The organism is Priestia sp. FSL R5-0597 (assembly GCF_038006305.1).
Classification (GTDB): Bacteria; Bacillota; Bacilli; order Bacillales; family Bacillaceae_H; genus Priestia; species Priestia zanthoxyli.
Genome location: NZ_JBBOUZ010000001.1, coordinates 1519320 through 1535269 on the forward strand (window position 1 = coordinate 1519320; position 15950 = coordinate 1535269).

Sequence of the window (15950 nt, forward strand, 5' to 3'; positions counted from 1 at the left end):
CATATGCAGACTATAAAAAAAGCAGTTATACCAGCAGCAGGGTTAGGTACTCGTTTTTTACCCGTTACAAAATCTATCCCAAAAGAAATGCTTCCAATTGTAAATAAGCCCGTCATTCAATTTATTGTGGAAGAAGCCTTAAAATCAGGCATCGAAGATATTTTAATTGTTACAGGAAACGGAAAACAAGCGATTGAAAATCATTTTGACCATAATATTCAATTAGAACACTTGCTTCATCAAAAAGGAAAGACCGAACTATTAGAGGAAATGGAGCATATCTCTGAACTAGCGAATATTCATTACGTTCGTCAAAAAGAAATGAAGGGCCTTGGCCATGCGATTGGCTGTGCTCGACAATTTATTGGAAACGAACCGTTTGCAGTTTTACTTGGAGATGACTTAACAGACCCAGATCAGCCTTGTTTAAAACAGCTGATTGACCAGTATACCCAAACGGGATCGTCGGTTATCGGCGTGCAGCGCGTAGAGGAAGAAGCCGTTCATCGTTACGGGATTATAGATCCAAAAGCAAATAAAAACCGATTATACGAAGTGAATGGTTTTGTAGAAAAACCATCAGTCGAAGAAGCTCCGTCTAATTTAGGAATTATTGGACGCTATGTATTTACACCTGACATTTTTGATTATCTTGAAACGCAGGAAGCTGGAAAAGGTGGGGAGATTCAGCTAACGGATGCTATTCAGCGTATGAATATAGACCGTTCTATTTATGCTTACGAATTCGAAGGCGAACGTTATGATGCAGGGGAAAAATTAGATTTTATTTTTACGACCCTTGCTTTTGCGTTAAAAGATGAAGAATTAAAAGCACCTCTTTTAACTAAATTCAAAGAGCTGATCAACAAGGAAGAACAACAAGAAAAAATTGCTGTACAAATTGGAAAATAACCTTCATTTACACACCTTTCTTCTACTGTTTCTTGAAGAAAGGTGCGTTTTTTTGCGAAAATGGAACGTTTGACAGCTGGATAGAAAGGGTTGAAATGAGTTTATGTCGAAAGCAGAAAATTCGTTTGTATCAGGCATAAAGATTGTATTTACAGACCGGGATTTTCGAACGATTTTTATTTCATTATTTATTATTGGGTTGTCTGTTGGCGGCTTTATGCCTTATTTAACGGTTTGGGCAACAAATACATTGCACGCCACTTCGTTTCAAGCAGGATTTTTATTTGTCCCAATGAGCATTCTTGGTTTAATCGTCTCGTTTTATTTGGCTTCTTTATCAGACAAATGGGGAAAACGAAAGCCATTTATTATTTGGGCCTTACTGATTGGAACCATTTCAAGAGTTCCCTTAGCGTTTACGCATTCTTATACAATAGCACTCATTTTACTTGCTATAGGAGGGTTTAATGCGTTTTCTTTTTTCTTTGCTCTGCTGAATGATTTTATTGTTAAAAAGGAAGAAAGTAAATCGCAGGCAGGTACGATTACCGGTACTGTGCGAATGGCATTTTCACAAGGCTATATTTTTGGACCGATGCTCGGAGCTTTAATCATTGACCACGGAGGGTATACTCTTTTATTTTTACTATCAGGGTTGTTATCGCTGGCAACTTTAGTGTGGGTTCTTTTTGCGCTTAAAGAAGACAGTATGCCTCAACCTTCAGCACATGCATCTTCAAAAGCGCCAGCTGGTATACCTTCTGTATTAATAGCTGTATTCGTAGCGGCTCTTTTCATTTTTGCGGGTGATTCCGGACGTTCTATGTATTTGCCGCTGTATATAACGGATACGTTAAAGCAATCCGTTTCGATTGTAGGAATTCTTTTTACCGTTACGTCTGTTTTTGAACTAATATTTATGCCGTTAGGAGGCTATTTTTCTGATAAAATCGGAGTCAAACGCTTCTTTGTTATCGGCATAGCTTGCCAAGTGCTTTATTTTGTTTTAACAAGCCTTCATTTACCGCTGAGTGGATTGATTGCGCTTCAAGTATTTTATGCTTTCATTCTATCCGCTACAATGGGAGTTGGCATGGTGTATGCTCAGTCACTGGCCCCGCGTCAAATTGGACTAGCCACGACGGCATATATGACAGCTATACAAACTTCAGCAGTTGTCAGCAGCTTAGCTATGGGGTCACTAGTTAGTGTGATTCCGTTGCCTTCTACTTTTTACATTTTAGCTGTTTTTGCGGTTATTTCAGGTGTAATGTTTCTATTGATGAAGCAAAAATCAGCTGAGGAAGTGAGCTGAAAAGTTAAGAAGAGGTTGAGATATTACCAAATTAATCTAATCTAAAGACAAACAAATAGTATGCATGAGCTGCACTGCTTGTGACACCGCAGTTGATTTCCGTGCAAGTCTTCGCCTTGCCCTCCAATCAACTGCTAGAAGGACCTAAAGAAATGACACATACGTTCACCATAACAAAAAACGAACCATTCATTAATGGTTCGTTTTTTTTACTTTCTCTAAAATACTTTTGCCCCAGCCTCTTTTTTATGAGGCTGTTTCTTGAATTTGTTCGCGGGGCTTTTTATTTAAAATTTTGCGGTAGCGGTAATTAACAAAAGCCGCCGCCGCCATACCTACTACTGAAAGCATCGCATCAAAGATAAAGATAATTGAAATATGTCCCGTTTTAGACATGAGCCCTGTTGCTAAAGGCAATAAAATTGCAGCTAATCCAGCAGCGGTCGCTACAATTCCTGTAACCGTTCCTTTTTTGTTCCAGAAAAGCTCGGTCATAACGGTAATCGCTAATTGAAAGACCCCAGCCGTAGAAAATCCCATGAAAAAAGCAGCTGCAATTGCAATAGCAGGTACTTTAACAAATAGAAGCGTAAGTACAGCGATAAGGGTAATCATCGGGTAAACGAGAATAACCGTTACAGGACGAAGCACTTTGCTTAATAATACGGCTAATACTAAAACAGAGATTAAAGCTCCGATGCTGTAGTAGCTTAAAAGGCGAACCGAGCTGCTTTCAGCCATACCTAATACTTGTTGACCATAAGTAGGAAGCCAAATTTGAGCCACTGTAAACAGAGCTGTAGAAGTAAATCCAATCACAATAAGAGCGATTCCTTCTTGTTTCATGTTAGGAGGAGAGATAAATTTATTCTCTTCTGTACTTTGCTGTTGAACTGTATTCTGTTCGCGTTTATGATTGGGAAAAGGCAGTTTGAACATAAAGATCATATTTAGTAAATAAATAAGAGCGGGAAGGAAAAAAGCATACCCATAAAACAAATCACGATCCGCAAAAAAGGCAATCATAAACGGCAGAAGCGCTGCTCCAGCTGATATAAATGCTTTTACAAGAACACTGGCTGAACCTGAAGATTTAGGAAAAACTTCAATCAAAGCAGGGTATGTTCCAGCGTCCATAGCAGAGTTTGCAATACCAGCAATAATGGCAAAGATAAAGGCTGTTTGATAATTTGGCGATAATGGAATGCCAATTAAGAAAATAGCCATCGTCAGAGACGAAACAATAATCAAAGGTTTTCGTCCGACTTTATCAGACAAGATGCCTGATAGAGAATATGAAAGCAATTTTCCAATTCCGATAGCAGAAATGATATAGCTGATTCCAGCACCGTCGGTATTTAATTGTTTTGTCAAAAATGACATATTTGATGCAAGCATGATATTGACCATGCCAAGTAGAAAATAGTTAATATACATACCTGAAGCTGACAGCATGTACTTATTTTTCATCGTTTACACATCCTTACGTAAAAAAGCTTATATGAAATGGATAAAAGCAATCACCCAGCCCTCCTTTTTTCATCGTTATTTATAAACCTACTTCCATGATAAGTTTATGAAGACATTACCTTTACCTTTTATCATTGGATTTATTCAGTTCTTTTTAGTATGCGACTAAATGCGTGCATCTAGTGCTTCAAATCAATATGAAATCTATTCTAACATGTTTTTAGCGCTTTAAACCAAAAAAGTGATATTTTATAAAAAAATCCTATCTTCTTTCGCGGCTTCACAAAAGAAACTCCACAAAAAATGTTCGCTTTAAAGCCAGGCTGCACAAGAAGTACCTCATAATGATGGTTATTAAAAATGAGAAAAGGGTATTTATAAACTAAGGAAAAAGAAATAAGGGAAGAAAGGTGGAAACAATGAAGCACAAAGTATTTTTTGATGCGGAATGTCCTTTATGTTACAACGTAAAAAAAATAATTAAAGCGCTGGACTGGACGAACCAAATCCAGTGGATTCCAGTTCAATACATTGAACGAACGGAGTATAGCTACTTAAAAGAAGAAGGAAGAGACTTATATGATCAAATTCATATGGTCACCAAAAAAGGGGAAGTATTAGCAGGATTTGAAACGGTCAGACGGCTTTTAGCTGTTTTGCCTCTTACATGTCCAATCGGCGTGCTTCTGCATTTACCATTAATGAAAAAAGCGTTTAGTCCGCTATACAAATGGATATCCACAAACAGGTACGACTGGTTTGGGCGCTACGATTCGCCGCGAACCACATAAACATATAAAAAGGACAAGCTTTTAAAAAGCTTGTCCCTTTTGTTTTGAAAACATTATAATTTATACATACTTTAATTTCTAAAAACGTATGTGACCGAGACGCGTAAATTCTAGAAAAGCAGCTATAGCTGAAAGGGAGAACTTTATATGAAAACAAAATGGACAGCTGAACGAATGCCTGATCTAACGGGGAAAACTGCCCTTATAACGGGAGGAAACAGCGGTATTGGGTTTGAAGCTGCAAAGGCTCTAGCAGCTCGCGGAGCAGAAATCATTCTTGCTGTGCGTAATGAAGCAAAAGGGAAAGAAGCTAAGAAAAGAATTAAAGCGGATAACGGAAATGCTAAAGTGACTATTATGTCATTAGATCTTAGTGACTTGAGCTCTATTCGGCATTTTGCCAATCAATTTCTTCAACAATACTCGTCTTTGGATCTTCTCATTAATAATGCAGGCGTGATGGTGCCGCCTCACAGCAAAACGAAAGACGGATTTGAACTGCAGTTTGGCTGTAATCATTTAGGACATTTTGCACTTACGGGCTTGCTGCTTCCTTTACTAACGGCCACTCCACATTCACGTGTCGTAACGGTAAGCAGTATAGCCGCTAATTCTGGAGAAATCTATTTTGATAATCTCGACGGAGAAAAAGGCTACAGTCCAATGAAGTTCTATAGACAAAGCAAACTCGCCAACCTATTGTTTGCCAAAGAATTGCAAATTCGCTTAGAAGCAGCCGGATCAACGACAATTAGTGCCGCTGTACATCCGGGTATTTCAAATACAAACCTATTATCACGCGGTTCAGGAAAAGAACCAAACGGCTTGTTGAAATTTTTAGTCAAGCTATTTAGTCAATCTGCAGAAATGGGCGCGCTGCCTACTCTTTATGCAGCCACTGAATCAATAGAAGGCGGTACATATATTGGGCCAGACGGAAAAGATGCTAAAAAAGGATATCCTGTAAAAGATATGATGGGAGATGTTTTATTTAAACCGGACGTAGCGGAAAAACTATGGAGCGTATCTGAGGACTTAACAGGTGTTGAGTACTCGTTTCGTGCTTAAGATAAAAAACAGTTCTGTAAGTGCGGAGCTGTTTTTTTGTTGCTCAAAAACTATAGATCAGCGGGTTAAATAAAAAAAAGAATGTTGGATAGCATAATGGTAAGTAAACGTACAATGAGTATGTTCTCTTTTGAGCGATAAAAGCACTCAACAAAGCTCAAGAAGCGGAGGAAAGTAACAGTGCCTGACAAACCTAGTATTACCTCAAGTGAAATTGGAACGCTGTGGATGACATATCAGCAGAAAACGTTAATCATTTGCTTGTTGGATTATATGATTGAACATGCAGACGATGAAGATGCTAAAACAATTATGACAGATTTGCGTGAGCAGCTTATTATATACATACGAAAGATAAAAACAATATTTGAAAAAGAAGGAGCCGTAGTGCCAACCGGGCTTTCATCTCAAGACGTAAACATACAGGCTCCAAAACTATTTACTAATGGATTTGATATTATGTTTCTTCGTGTTATTAAAGAAATTAGTATGGGGATGTATACATTAAGTTTAGGTAAGGCCTACAGAGAAGATGTGGTGAAATTTTATCAAGATTTAACAAAGATTACGCAACATTGTTATGATTCCTGTACGCAGTATTTACTGAAAAAAGGGATTTTATCACGTCCACCCTATATTCCGATGCCAACCACTGTTGAGTTTGTTTCTGACAGAAAATATTTGAGCGGCTTAAATGTATTTGCGGATAAAAGAGTATTAAATACGATGGAGCTAGCTCAGCTTTATCATGGGGTCGAAACAAACATTGTGGGGATGAAGTTAATGAAGGCTTTTTCTCAAACGGCTAAAGATACCGAAGTCAAAAAGCATTTTTTGAAAGGAAAAGAGCTCAGTAAAAAGATTATTACGCGTCTAGAAGAAATAATTATACAAGACGATATTTCACCTTCTGTTGCCTCAACAGGAAGCATCACGACTTCTGAAACGCCTGCTTTTTCTGATCGTTTGATGCTGACATGCGATATTTTACTAAGTAATTTTAGTATTGGAAGTCAGGCATTTGGAGCAGCATTTAGTTTTCGAAGAGATATTGTGGCTAAAATGATGCTGATAGGAGAAGATGCGTTTCAATATGCAAGCGAAGCGACGGAAATTATGATTAAAAAAGGCTGGCTTGAAGTTCCACCAAGTATTGATTAGCTAATATGAAAATACGTATTTACATGATGCTCTTTTAAAAGCAATGAATTTAAAATAAGTGAGATAAAAACACGGTGCTGATTCAATACACTTAGTATGTAAATCAACACCGTGTTTTTTGCTTTGTTTGAGCAAGTTATGATGGAAATTATTCAAAGATATGCTACGATAAGAATTATCTTGAATTGAAGAGGTGTCACGATGAAAATAGAAGTTTGGTCAGATTTTGTCTGTCCTTTTTGTTATATTGGAAAGCGTCGATTAGAGCAAGCGCTTCAGCAGTTTGCACACAAAGATGACGTGCAGGTTGAATTTAAAAGCTTTGAGCTAGATCCAAATGCTTCAGTTAATACTGGTAAAACGATTAATGAAGCTCTTGCTGCTAAATATGGAATGACCATTGAACAAGCGAAGCAAGCAAATGAAGGGATCGGACAGCAGGCAGCTGGTGTAGGATTATCCTTTAATTTTGACGACATGAAGCCAACTAATACATTTGACGCTCATCGTTTAGCAAAATTTGCAAAAGCTCAAGGAAAAGAAGCAGCTATTACAGAAAAACTCTTATATGCATATTTTACTGAATCAAAACATCTAGGTGAAGAAGCGACGCTGATTGCTCTTGCTGAAGATGCAGGTCTTGATCGAGAAGAAGCACGTCAAATTCTTGCAGATAAAAACGCATATGCAAATGAAGTGCGCAGTGATGAAGCAACGGCTCAGCAATATGGCATTAGCGGCGTTCCGTATTTTGTTATTAATCAAAAATATGCGATTTCAGGTGCACAGCCAGTCGAAACATTTGTAGGAGCTCTCCAACAAGTATGGGAAGAAGAAAATCCGACTCCCGCTTTGAAGAGTTTGTCTCCAGAAGGCGCAGATGATGCCTTTTGTGCAGATGGTCAATGTGCCGTGCCTGATTCTTCTAAAGACCAACAATAAAAGAAAGCAGAGGCGGAAATTTCGCTTCTGCTTTTTGTTTATTTTTTTTAAAAAAATCACAAAAACACAAACGTGTGTTCTGTTTTTGTGTTATAATAAGTTTAGAAGCAACAAACCTCGATGAGTGAACTCCAAAAATAAGCGATTAAAAGTGATCCCACCATGAACTAGCTTCCATTTAATCCTGCAGGGGGAATCTAAATGAAGAACAAAGTGCGCATTATCCCATTTCAAGTAGTTGAACAATTAAGTCAATTTAATGAAGTCCCACAAGGAGTGGCTCTAATTGGAGCAGAGGAAGTATGGAAGCAAACAAAAGGACAGGGAATAACCGTAGCGGTTTTGGATACTGGCTGTGAGGTTACACACCCAGATTTGCAGGAGCGAATTATTGGAGGAAGAAATTTTACGCACGATGATCAGCAAAATCCTGATGTTTATCAAGACTATAATGGTCACGGTACTCACGTAGCAGGCACAATTGCAGCAGCTCATAATGGAGCGGGCGTTGTAGGAGTGGCTCCTGAGGTGAATTTACTTATTCTGAAAGTACTTGATGGGAATGGTTCAGGTCAATATGAATGGATTATTCAAGGTATTACCTACGCCATCCAGCAAAAAGTAGATATCATTTCAATGTCACTTGGAGGTCCGGCCGATGTACCTGAACTGCATGAAGCGATTCAGGATGCTGTTGATCAGAATATTTTAGTTGTCTGCGCAGCGGGAAATGAAGGAGATGGAGAAAGCTCCACAGATGAGTTTGCATACCCAGGCTCATATAATGAAGTGATTAGCGTAGGAGCGGTTGATCTAAAGAAACGTTCTTCGATATTTTCCAACTCAAACAATGAAGTGGACGTAGTGGCTCCGGGGGAGAAGATCATATCAACCTACTTGAATGGAAAGTATGCCGCACTGAGCGGAACTTCTATGGCCACGCCTCACGTGGCGGGAGCTTTGGCATTGATAAAAGTTCTTTCAAATGAAACGTTTGGAAGAGAACTTACAGAACCAGAGCTTTACGCACAGTTAATCAGAAGAACACTTCCATTAAATGAATCACCAAGAGAAGTAGGAAACGGGTTTGTGCACTTGACCATTGTTGAAAAGCTATTGCGTGAAATTCAACGTCAAATGACTTCAGAGGTGATGGGATGAAAAGCAGTTTAGATATATTAATGGTGGAAAAACAGCAGGCAAAAGCCCTTTATCACGAATACGTAAACAAACGAAGCTATTATGATGAAAAGACGGATGAAGAGAGTAAAAATCTTTATTATCGAGGTACTCTCTTTGAAAGAGAAGCCATGCAAGCTTTGTTAACGGAAACGCATCAGCATTTGCTGAGTTATTCGCCGCATAAATATGTATATCCATGGGTGGATCTACAGGAGAATGGAGAGCTGAAGAGTCTGTATTCAGGGAAAGGTATGGATCCGTTAGAAGCGATACAGCAAGATATTGATGCACTTCAGTCGCTTAGTCACTCATCTGTTTCAAGCAATGATATACTGCTAAACTGTGAGCACGTTGTCCCGCAATCTTGGTTTGGAAAACAAGAGCCTATGAGAGGCGATTTGCATCATTTGTTTGCGTGTGAACCTTCTTGTAACAGCCGAAGAGGTAATTCCTCTTATATTGACTTCCCGGATTATACACCGGAAGTTAAGCAATCAGATGTGAAAGAAGGGTGCGGCAAATCAGAAAAAGGTAAGTTTGAACCCGAATATGGAAAAGGAATTGTCGCTCGAGCTACGCTTTATTTTTTAATTCGCTATCAGAATAAAATTGACTCTTCACGAGTAGATCTTCCTCTTTTACTAAAATGGCATGAAGAATTTACCGTTTCACTTTATGAAAAACATCGCAATGCAGCAATTTTTGAATTGCAAGGCAACCGAAATCCTTTTATCGATTTTCCTGACAAAGCAGCTACATTAATGAATTCGGCTCTCTAAAATAAAAAAGGAGCTCCGTTTCTATTCGAAACGGAGCTCCTTTAGGTATCCTAATAAGAAAATCCATATTTATCGCTCAAAAGGGCATCCATTTTATTTAACAAGCGAAAATATTCTTCTTGTTCTTCTACAGTTAGAGCTGCTAGCATATCTTTTAAAAATACATTTCGCTTCTCTGTAATCATTGAAACAAGCTGTTTGGATTCATCGGTCAATGAAACCCACACGACTCTCCGGTCTTTTTCGTCTCGCACGCGCTGAATGAGAGATTCTTCTTCCAATTGATTTAATAAGCTAGTTGTAGCGCCCGAGGTTAAGTGAAGTTTATTTGAAATATCTGCCACCATATACTTTGTACCGCTGGCAATGTAGTTTAAGATATAAAATTTAGTGGGTGTTAAGTGATAAGGCTGCGTTTTTAATGTTTCTTCGACTAAATGTCGCATATATTGAAAAAAAGATGTGTTAATTTGATAAAGGTGTTCAATTTTTGATTCTACATTGTTATCCATGCTAGCTTCCATCTCCTTGTACACTACGGACATATATAAACTAACTCTAAAATAAAATGAAACAATTGTAAAGGATGGAAACGATTATCTTTAACCCCCATTATTATTTTTAAATTAATATCTTTACGAAAAAATATCTTTATGATAAAGTTATTTAGGTAGTTAACCAAATGGATGATTATAAAGAAACATATCTCCTAATAGATGGAGATAATATCTTTATGAAAAAGCTATATCAAAAAGTAATTTTATTAGTGAAGTATTAAGGAGGAGTAATGAATGTCTAGAAGTCGCTTAATGGTAACAAATTTTATTGGAATCATCGTTATTTTAGCTTTATTAATTGGAGGAGGATATTATTACGTTCAAAAATCCAACTATATTACAACGGATAACGCTAAAGTATCTGGAGATGTATACAACGTAGTTGCACCTGCAGCAGGTAAGGTAGCAAGCTGGACAGTGGAAGAAGGAAATGATGTATCAAAAGATGCTGAAATTGCTAAGATTCAAGCTGAAAAAGGCTCTGTAGCTGCTACAGTACCAGCAGATGGAAAAATTATTCAAACAAATGTAAAAGAAAATCAAATGGTTCAAGCTGGACAGCAAATTGCAACCGAAGTAGATATGAAAGATCTATTTATCGTAGCGAATATCAAAGAGGATCAGCTTAAGGATATTAAAGAGGGCGACGATGTAGATGTAACAGTAGATGGAGACAGTAGTACAAAAATTGACGGTAAAGTTGAAGAAGTGGGATATGCAACTAATTCACTTTCATCTTTAACATCGAACTCAAGCTCAGATGGAAACTACACAAAAGTATCTCAAACGGTTCCTGTAAAAATCTCTATTTCTAATTATTCAGAGCATGTGCTACCAGGAATGAACGCTGAAGTAAAAATTTCAAAAGACTAATTCTTACTACAACAGTTCAAGAAGGGAGGAAATATGATGACAGCCAGTATAGAAAACACAAGTGATGGATCCATCAAAAAGCATATTCCGCTATTGATTGTTTTAATGCTTGGTTTGTTTCTTGCAATATTAAATCAAACGTTACTAAACGTAGCCATCCCGCATTTAATTACTGAGTTTGGCGTAACCGCAAATACAGCTCAGTGGTTGTTAACTGGATATATGCTTGTGAACGGGGCGTTAATTCCGCTTTCAGCTTTTTTAATTGAACGATTTGGTGTGCGTCGCTTGTTCTTATTTGCAATGGTTTGTTTTACAGTAGGGTCATTGATTTGCGGAATTGCACCTACATTTTCGATTATGCTTACCGGCCGTTTAATTCAAGCTATTGGCGGAGGTGTCTTATCGCCTCTTGTTATGACCATTATTGTGTTTATTTTCCCTCCTCACATGCGAGGAAAAGGGATGGGTATTTTTGGATTAGCCATGATGTTCGCACCGGCTATTGGTCCAACATTATCTGGATGGGTTATTCAAAACTATGATTGGCACATCCTTTTTAACGGCATGGTGCCATTAGGTGCGATTGTATTAATTATTGCTTTCTTTCAATTAAAAGACATTCAGCCTCCAAAGGATGTAAAAGTTCACATGCCTTCAGTTGTGACATCACTTGCAGGTATGGGATTATTGCTTTACGGATTTAGTGAAGCTGGAAATGACGGCTGGACGGATTCAGTTGTTCTTTCTACAATCATTGGTGGGGCAGTTCTTTTAATTATATTTGTTCTTCAACAAATTAAATCTGAAAAGCCGCTATTGGATATGCGCGTGTTTAAATATAATATTTTTTCACTATCAAATATTATTAGTATTGCGATTACAATCAGTATGTACGCAGGTATGTTCTTGCTTCCAATTTACTTGCAAAATATCCGCGGATATTCTGCTTTTGATTCAGGACTGCTGTTGCTTCCTGGCGCACTTGTTATGCTGGTTATGTCGCCGATTTCAGGTACATTGTTTGATAAAGTGGGACCTCGTCCGCTAGCAATCGTTGGTATGTTTATTACATCTATTTCAACGTTTGAATTTACGAAGCTGACGATGGATACACCGTTTAATCATATTTTAGCGATTTATATTATCCGCTCGTTTGGTATGTCACTTTTAATGATGCCAATTATGACAGCCGGTTTGAATCAGCTTCCGCAGAGACTAAGCAGTCACGGAACGTCAATGTCTAATACGCTTCGTCAAGTAAGTGGTTCAATTGGTATTAGTTTAATGACGACCATTTTTACAAACCGTACAACGTATCATGTAAATGAAATCAGCAGTTCCATGAATACGTCTGATCCATTCTTTATGAATAGCTTTCATTTATTTGTACAAAAAGTAGCTGCTACTTTGCATTTATCACAAGATCAAGCTCAGCAGCAAGCGCTGACGATTTTATCTGGAAAAATGACGCAGCAAGGTACGATTCAAGGTATTAACGATGCTTTTTATTGGGCAACAGCGATTTCTGTTATCGGTTTAATTTTAAGTTTCTTCCTTCGTGACGTACGTAAAGATAAAGTAGTCGAAGAAAAGAAATCAAAAGCTCAAGAGGAAGATATTCGTATGCTTCCAGCTCCAAAAAGTATAAATTCATAAAGTGCTATAGAATCAAAAGTTCATCATAAAACATGTTGGAGAGAAAGGGGCGGTGAGGTGGATGGATCCATTGATATTTGGTGAAGAAATTCAAAGAATTTCAATATCTTTAAACAAAAAAGTAATGACAAATGTAAAAAGCCTTTTACAGCATTACAGAATTACCCCTTTTCAATATCATATTTTACTGATTGTTGAACGTGCACGTACAATGCCTGTGACCAAAGTGGCAGACGAAATGAAGGCGAGCCCAAGCGTTATCACAGCATCAATTACACGTTTGTATGAACTGAATCTTGTGGAGCGCTACCATTCAAAAGAAGATCGGCGTAAAGTTATGGTTGAGCTTACAAGCAAGGGAAAACAAGTGATTCAAGCGGCTGAGAAAGACATGCAGCAAAGGGTTGAAAAACTGTTTGCATGCTATAAAGAAGAAGAGCAGCAGCAATTTCTTACGCTCTGTTGGCAGCTAGATGAACATGTGACTTGAAGAGGAATAAAAAAAGTATATTGAGTTATGCGGAGTGAGTGTAAATGGATAAAGAGATGGTAAAAAACATTCGAAAAAACTACAATATGAATCAGCGAAACTTCGCTCAAGCAGTGAACTGCAGTTTTTCTTTAATCGCCCTGGTTGAAGTTGGGAAGAGAAGAGTAACAAAAAACTTAGAAGACAAAATTAAGCAAGCATTTCAATTGAACGATCATGATTTAAAATCACTGCAGGGCTAATAAAAAAAGTAGGTGTGAAACGAGCGCACCTACTTTTTTTCGTGTTGTTTTTTTGTAAGCGGATCTACGGTATGTTTATAATCATAAGCTTTTGAGGTGGTAACTACGCACAGCAGTAAAATAACAAATACAATGATAATAGAGAGCGTAATAATGATGATCATATAAAACGTCCTTTCTTTTTCTTATTACGTATGCTTTCGGTCTTATTGGTAAAATTCCTTCTTTCTCCACATAGTGCAGAAACGACAAACGCATACTAATAACAGTCTAGAATAAAGGAGTGTTCATTATGAATGAAAAAGAGTTGAAGAAACAATTAAAAAAGGTAGCAGATTATCCTGCATCTAAAGCAGATGGAGTGGACGAAGAGTTTTCGCGTGAATTAGCAGACCAAGACGATTTAGAAGCACAGGCTAGAGCGAACGCTGCAGATGAAAGACAAAAAAAATAATAACTAGACGCGCTTTCTGAAAAAGCGCGTCTGCTTATTATTTTTTCAAAAGCAAATAAACAAAATAAGGAGCACCGATTACGGCGGCAATAATTCCTGCCGGTATACCGTTAGGATTGGCAATGTTATGTCCTATCGTATCTGCAATCAGCAAAAGCCAACCGCCAAGTAGAATAGCAACGGGAATAAAAAGCTGACTTCTCGGTCCTACTAAGCCTTTAGCAATATGAGGAGCAAGAAGTCCGATAAAAGCCACGCCGCCCGTCACTGAAACCGCGGCTGCCGCTAATGCCACCGCGGCTAAAAGCAATGTTACACGTTCTTTCTCCAGAGAAATTCCGACTCCAATAGCTGCAGCTTCATTTAAATTAAAAATGTTTAATGAGTTTGCTTTGTACAATATAAAAGGAATCAAGACAAGAAGCCAAGGTAGAAGAGCCCATATAAAAGGCCAGTCTGTCCCCCAGATGCTCCCTGCAATCCATTTAGCAATAAAATCAACTTTAACCCGATCAGCTGATGACATAATCACCACCATCATTCCAGAAAGAGCCATTGAAAAACCTACGCCTGTTAAAATCAACTTTACAGGCTGCAGTCCTTGGCTTTTACTATATGCACAAAGATAGATAAGACCAGCTGTCAACAAGGCGCCGATAAAGCCTACCAGCGGAAGGGCATAAACGAAAGAGCCTGCTTCAATTGGGGAAAATAAAAAGAACACAGCAATTGCGGCTCCTGCTCCTGAATTAATTCCTATAATCCCAGGTTCCGCTAAATCATTGCGCGTAACACCTTGTAAGATAGCTCCTGATAAAGCTAGAGCCATTCCTGCTAGAAGCGTAATGATAATCCGCGGAAGTCGAATTGAAAAAAGGACGAACTCATCTGTAAAATTCCCTTTGCCAAAAAGAGTAGGAAACACTTTATTGTAAGGAAGGGGTGCATCACCGAGTCCCATTCCTATCACAACCGTTCCAAGAATCAAAACAGTGAGCAGCATCATAATTATTCGTTGTTTTCTAATAAGCGCTGGGTGAATCATGAGAATGCTTTTCCTCCTTTACGAACAATGACTAAAAAGAAAGGTAAACCAATCATCGATACAACTGCTGCTATCGGTGTTTCATAAGGAGCACTGACCGTTCGAGCCAATGTATCAGCGAGCAGCATAAACGCTGCGCCAGTGATAGCGGACATAGGGATAATAAAACGATAGTCAGTTCCTACAATTCCTCGTACAATATGAGGAATCATCAAGCCGATAAACACCATGTTTCCCACTAGCGCAACAGAAGCACCCGCAAGAAGAATCATGATGACAAATAAAATGGTTTTGACTTTTGTCGTTTGCTGGCCCAATCCTACAGCCACTTCTTCATTTAAACTCAGAATAGTAAGCTGCCGAGAAAGCAAAAGGGCAATGAATATACCTCCGAGAATAAAAGGAACAATGATTTGAAGCTGTTCCCAAGAAGTGCCTACCATTCCCCCAGCAGTCCACATCGATATATCTTTTGAAATTTTGAAATAAATACCAACGCCTTCTCCAATGGCATAAAGAAATGCTGAAACGGCAGCTCCCGCTAGTACAATTCGAAGCGGAGAAAATCCTCCTCTTTTTAGAGCAGCAATCCCAAACACTAGGATTGCGCCAACCCCGGCTCCTATAAAGCAAGCAATCGTAATACCCAAATAAGTTATAGCAGGGATCAAGGCAATTGTTACAGCTAAAGCCGCATTTGCGCCAGACGTTAACCCTAAAAGTCCTGGATCTGCAAGTGGGTTTCTTGTCATACCTTGCATAATAGCCCCTGATACTGATAAAGCAGCCCCCACAAAAACAGCGGCGATTTCACGAGGTAAACGAATATCTCTGATGATCGAAATCTGTTCGTTTACACTGCTTGATGAAAGTGCTAGCCATACATCTTTTATCGATATGTCAGCAGCGCCAAAAACCATTGAAGAAACAAACATTATGATGAATACGAGCAGCATACCTATTAATTTGTATAAAAAAGGAATGAAACGCTGATTGTCTTTTTTCATAAC

The 15950-nt window shown here is 38.4% G+C and carries 18 protein-coding genes; 13 read left to right on the forward strand and 5 right to left on the reverse strand.

What is annotated here, in order from left to right; translation table 11 throughout:
* The first annotated feature begins 3 nt into the window (after positions 1-3).
* Together galU and MKX72_RS07725 are read left to right on the forward strand one after the other, a co-directional pair.
* On the forward strand, positions 4-912 hold the full coding sequence (gene galU / locus MKX72_RS07720) for a UTP--glucose-1-phosphate uridylyltransferase GalU (protein ID WP_155008607.1): 909 nt from the start codon (positions 4-6) through the stop codon (positions 910-912).
* A 103-nt stretch (positions 913-1015) separates the two neighbouring features.
* The gene (locus MKX72_RS07725; protein WP_033578470.1) at positions 1016-2227 is read left to right on the forward strand and encodes an MFS transporter; all 1212 of its coding nucleotides are present in this window, start codon (positions 1016-1018) and stop codon (positions 2225-2227) included.
* A 246-nt stretch (positions 2228-2473) separates the two neighbouring features.
* On the opposite strand, the gene MKX72_RS07730 is transcribed toward MKX72_RS07725, so the two are convergent.
* Positions 2474-3697, reverse strand: coding sequence for an MFS transporter (locus MKX72_RS07730; RefSeq protein ID WP_028413992.1), 1224 nt, complete (start codon positions 3695-3697; stop codon positions 2474-2476).
* A 419-nt stretch (positions 3698-4116) separates the two neighbouring features.
* On the opposite strand from MKX72_RS07730, the gene MKX72_RS07735 reads away from it, so the two are divergent.
* From MKX72_RS07735 to MKX72_RS07760, 6 genes are all read left to right on the forward strand, one after another.
* Positions 4117-4488, forward strand: a complete 372-nt coding sequence (locus tag MKX72_RS07735; RefSeq protein WP_028413991.1) for a thiol-disulfide oxidoreductase DCC family protein — start codon at positions 4117-4119, stop codon at positions 4486-4488.
* Positions 4489-4635: 147 nt separating this feature from the next.
* Positions 4636-5556: an oxidoreductase gene (locus tag MKX72_RS07740; protein ID WP_034266589.1), complete on the forward strand. Its 921-nt coding sequence runs from the start codon at positions 4636-4638 to the stop codon at positions 5554-5556.
* A gap of 180 nt (positions 5557-5736) precedes the next feature.
* The gene (locus MKX72_RS07745; protein ID WP_033578473.1) at positions 5737-6717 is read left to right on the forward strand and encodes a DUF3231 family protein; all 981 of its coding nucleotides are present in this window, start codon (positions 5737-5739) and stop codon (positions 6715-6717) included.
* Positions 6718-6918: 201 nt separating this feature from the next.
* Positions 6919-7659, forward strand: a complete 741-nt coding sequence (locus MKX72_RS07750; RefSeq protein WP_028413989.1) for a DsbA family oxidoreductase — start codon at positions 6919-6921, stop codon at positions 7657-7659.
* Positions 7660-7860: 201 nt separating this feature from the next.
* Complete coding sequence (locus MKX72_RS07755) at positions 7861-8820, forward strand: S8 family peptidase (protein WP_033578474.1); 960 nt, start codon at positions 7861-7863, stop codon at positions 8818-8820.
* Positions 8817-9620: an endonuclease I family protein gene (locus tag MKX72_RS07760; protein WP_155008606.1), complete on the forward strand. Its 804-nt coding sequence runs from the start codon at positions 8817-8819 to the stop codon at positions 9618-9620. The genes MKX72_RS07755 and MKX72_RS07760 overlap by 4 nt, the downstream gene beginning before the upstream one ends.
* Before the next feature lie 50 nt (positions 9621-9670).
* On the opposite strand, the gene MKX72_RS07765 is transcribed toward MKX72_RS07760, so the two are convergent.
* Positions 9671-10132: a MarR family winged helix-turn-helix transcriptional regulator gene (locus tag MKX72_RS07765; protein WP_033578476.1), complete on the reverse strand. Its 462-nt coding sequence runs from the start codon at positions 10130-10132 to the stop codon at positions 9671-9673.
* 279 nt (positions 10133-10411) lie between these two features.
* Here MKX72_RS07765 and MKX72_RS07770 point away from each other — a divergent pair, with 279 nt between their 5' ends.
* From MKX72_RS07770 to MKX72_RS07785, 4 genes are all read left to right on the forward strand, one after another.
* Positions 10412-11050, forward strand: a complete 639-nt coding sequence (locus MKX72_RS07770; protein WP_028413985.1) for an HlyD family efflux transporter periplasmic adaptor subunit — start codon at positions 10412-10414, stop codon at positions 11048-11050.
* Positions 11051-11083: 33 nt separating this feature from the next.
* Entirely contained in the window at positions 11084-12709 is a 1626-nt protein-coding gene (locus MKX72_RS07775) for a DHA2 family efflux MFS transporter permease subunit (RefSeq protein ID WP_033578477.1), read from the forward strand.
* A 61-nt stretch (positions 12710-12770) separates the two neighbouring features.
* Positions 12771-13199 carry a MarR family winged helix-turn-helix transcriptional regulator gene (locus tag MKX72_RS07780; RefSeq protein WP_155008605.1) on the forward strand — a complete coding sequence of 143 codons (429 nt, stop codon included), beginning with the start codon at positions 12771-12773 and terminating at the stop codon, positions 13197-13199.
* A 44-nt stretch (positions 13200-13243) separates the two neighbouring features.
* The gene (locus MKX72_RS07785; RefSeq protein ID WP_028413982.1) at positions 13244-13441 is read left to right on the forward strand and encodes a helix-turn-helix domain-containing protein; all 198 of its coding nucleotides are present in this window, start codon (positions 13244-13246) and stop codon (positions 13439-13441) included.
* Positions 13442-13470: 29 nt separating this feature from the next.
* Here the strand turns inward: MKX72_RS07785 and ytzI are convergent, their stop codons facing one another.
* Complete coding sequence (ytzI, locus tag MKX72_RS07790; protein ID WP_080754395.1) at positions 13471-13605, reverse strand: YtzI protein; 135 nt, start codon at positions 13603-13605, stop codon at positions 13471-13473.
* A gap of 128 nt (positions 13606-13733) precedes the next feature.
* Here ytzI and MKX72_RS07795 point away from each other — a divergent pair, with 128 nt between their 5' ends.
* Positions 13734-13895, forward strand: a complete 162-nt coding sequence (locus MKX72_RS07795) for a YfhD family protein (protein WP_074894520.1) — start codon at positions 13734-13736, stop codon at positions 13893-13895.
* A 37-nt stretch (positions 13896-13932) separates the two neighbouring features.
* Here MKX72_RS07795 and MKX72_RS07800 read toward each other — a convergent pair whose 3' ends face one another.
* Positions 13933-14940 (reverse strand): FecCD family ABC transporter permease, encoded by a 1008-nt coding sequence (locus MKX72_RS07800; RefSeq protein WP_028413981.1) that lies wholly within the window; start codon positions 14938-14940, stop codon positions 13933-13935.
* Positions 14937-15947: a FecCD family ABC transporter permease gene (locus tag MKX72_RS07805; RefSeq protein ID WP_033578479.1), complete on the reverse strand. Its 1011-nt coding sequence runs from the start codon at positions 15945-15947 to the stop codon at positions 14937-14939. Before MKX72_RS07805 ends, MKX72_RS07800 begins: the two co-directional genes overlap by 4 nt.
* Between the last annotated feature and the right edge of the window lie 3 nt (positions 15948-15950).

Coding starts and splice junctions, on each gene's coding strand:
- MKX72_RS07725 (WP_033578470.1), top strand. CDS start 1,016: ATGTCGAAAGCAGAAAATTCGTTTGTATCAGGCATAAAGATTGTATTT.
- MKX72_RS07730 (WP_028413992.1), bottom strand. CDS start 3,697: ATGAAAAATAAGTACATGCTGTCAGCTTCAGGTATGTATATTAACTAT.
- MKX72_RS07770 (WP_028413985.1), top strand. CDS start 10,412: ATGTCTAGAAGTCGCTTAATGGTAACAAATTTTATTGGAATCATCGTT.
- MKX72_RS07805 (WP_033578479.1), bottom strand. CDS start 15,947: ATGAAAAAAGACAATCAGCGTTTCATTCCTTTTTTATACAAATTAATA.
- ytzI (WP_080754395.1), bottom strand. CDS start 13,605: ATGATCATCATTATTACGCTCTCTATTATCATTGTATTTGTTATTTTA.
- MKX72_RS07795 (WP_074894520.1), top strand. CDS start 13,734: ATGAATGAAAAAGAGTTGAAGAAACAATTAAAAAAGGTAGCAGATTAT.
- MKX72_RS07780 (WP_155008605.1), top strand. CDS start 12,771: ATGGATCCATTGATATTTGGTGAAGAAATTCAAAGAATTTCAATATCT.
- MKX72_RS07735 (WP_028413991.1), top strand. CDS start 4,117: ATGAAGCACAAAGTATTTTTTGATGCGGAATGTCCTTTATGTTACAAC.
- MKX72_RS07755 (WP_033578474.1), top strand. CDS start 7,861: ATGAAGAACAAAGTGCGCATTATCCCATTTCAAGTAGTTGAACAATTA.
- galU (WP_155008607.1), top strand. CDS start 4: ATGCAGACTATAAAAAAAGCAGTTATACCAGCAGCAGGGTTAGGTACT.
- MKX72_RS07740 (WP_034266589.1), top strand. CDS start 4,636: ATGAAAACAAAATGGACAGCTGAACGAATGCCTGATCTAACGGGGAAA.
- MKX72_RS07750 (WP_028413989.1), top strand. CDS start 6,919: ATGAAAATAGAAGTTTGGTCAGATTTTGTCTGTCCTTTTTGTTATATT.
- MKX72_RS07800 (WP_028413981.1), bottom strand. CDS start 14,940: ATGATTCACCCAGCGCTTATTAGAAAACAACGAATAATTATGATGCTG.
- MKX72_RS07775 (WP_033578477.1), top strand. CDS start 11,084: ATGATGACAGCCAGTATAGAAAACACAAGTGATGGATCCATCAAAAAG.
- MKX72_RS07785 (WP_028413982.1), top strand. CDS start 13,244: ATGGATAAAGAGATGGTAAAAAACATTCGAAAAAACTACAATATGAAT.
- MKX72_RS07765 (WP_033578476.1), bottom strand. CDS start 10,132: ATGGATAACAATGTAGAATCAAAAATTGAACACCTTTATCAAATTAAC.
- MKX72_RS07760 (WP_155008606.1), top strand. CDS start 8,817: ATGAAAAGCAGTTTAGATATATTAATGGTGGAAAAACAGCAGGCAAAA.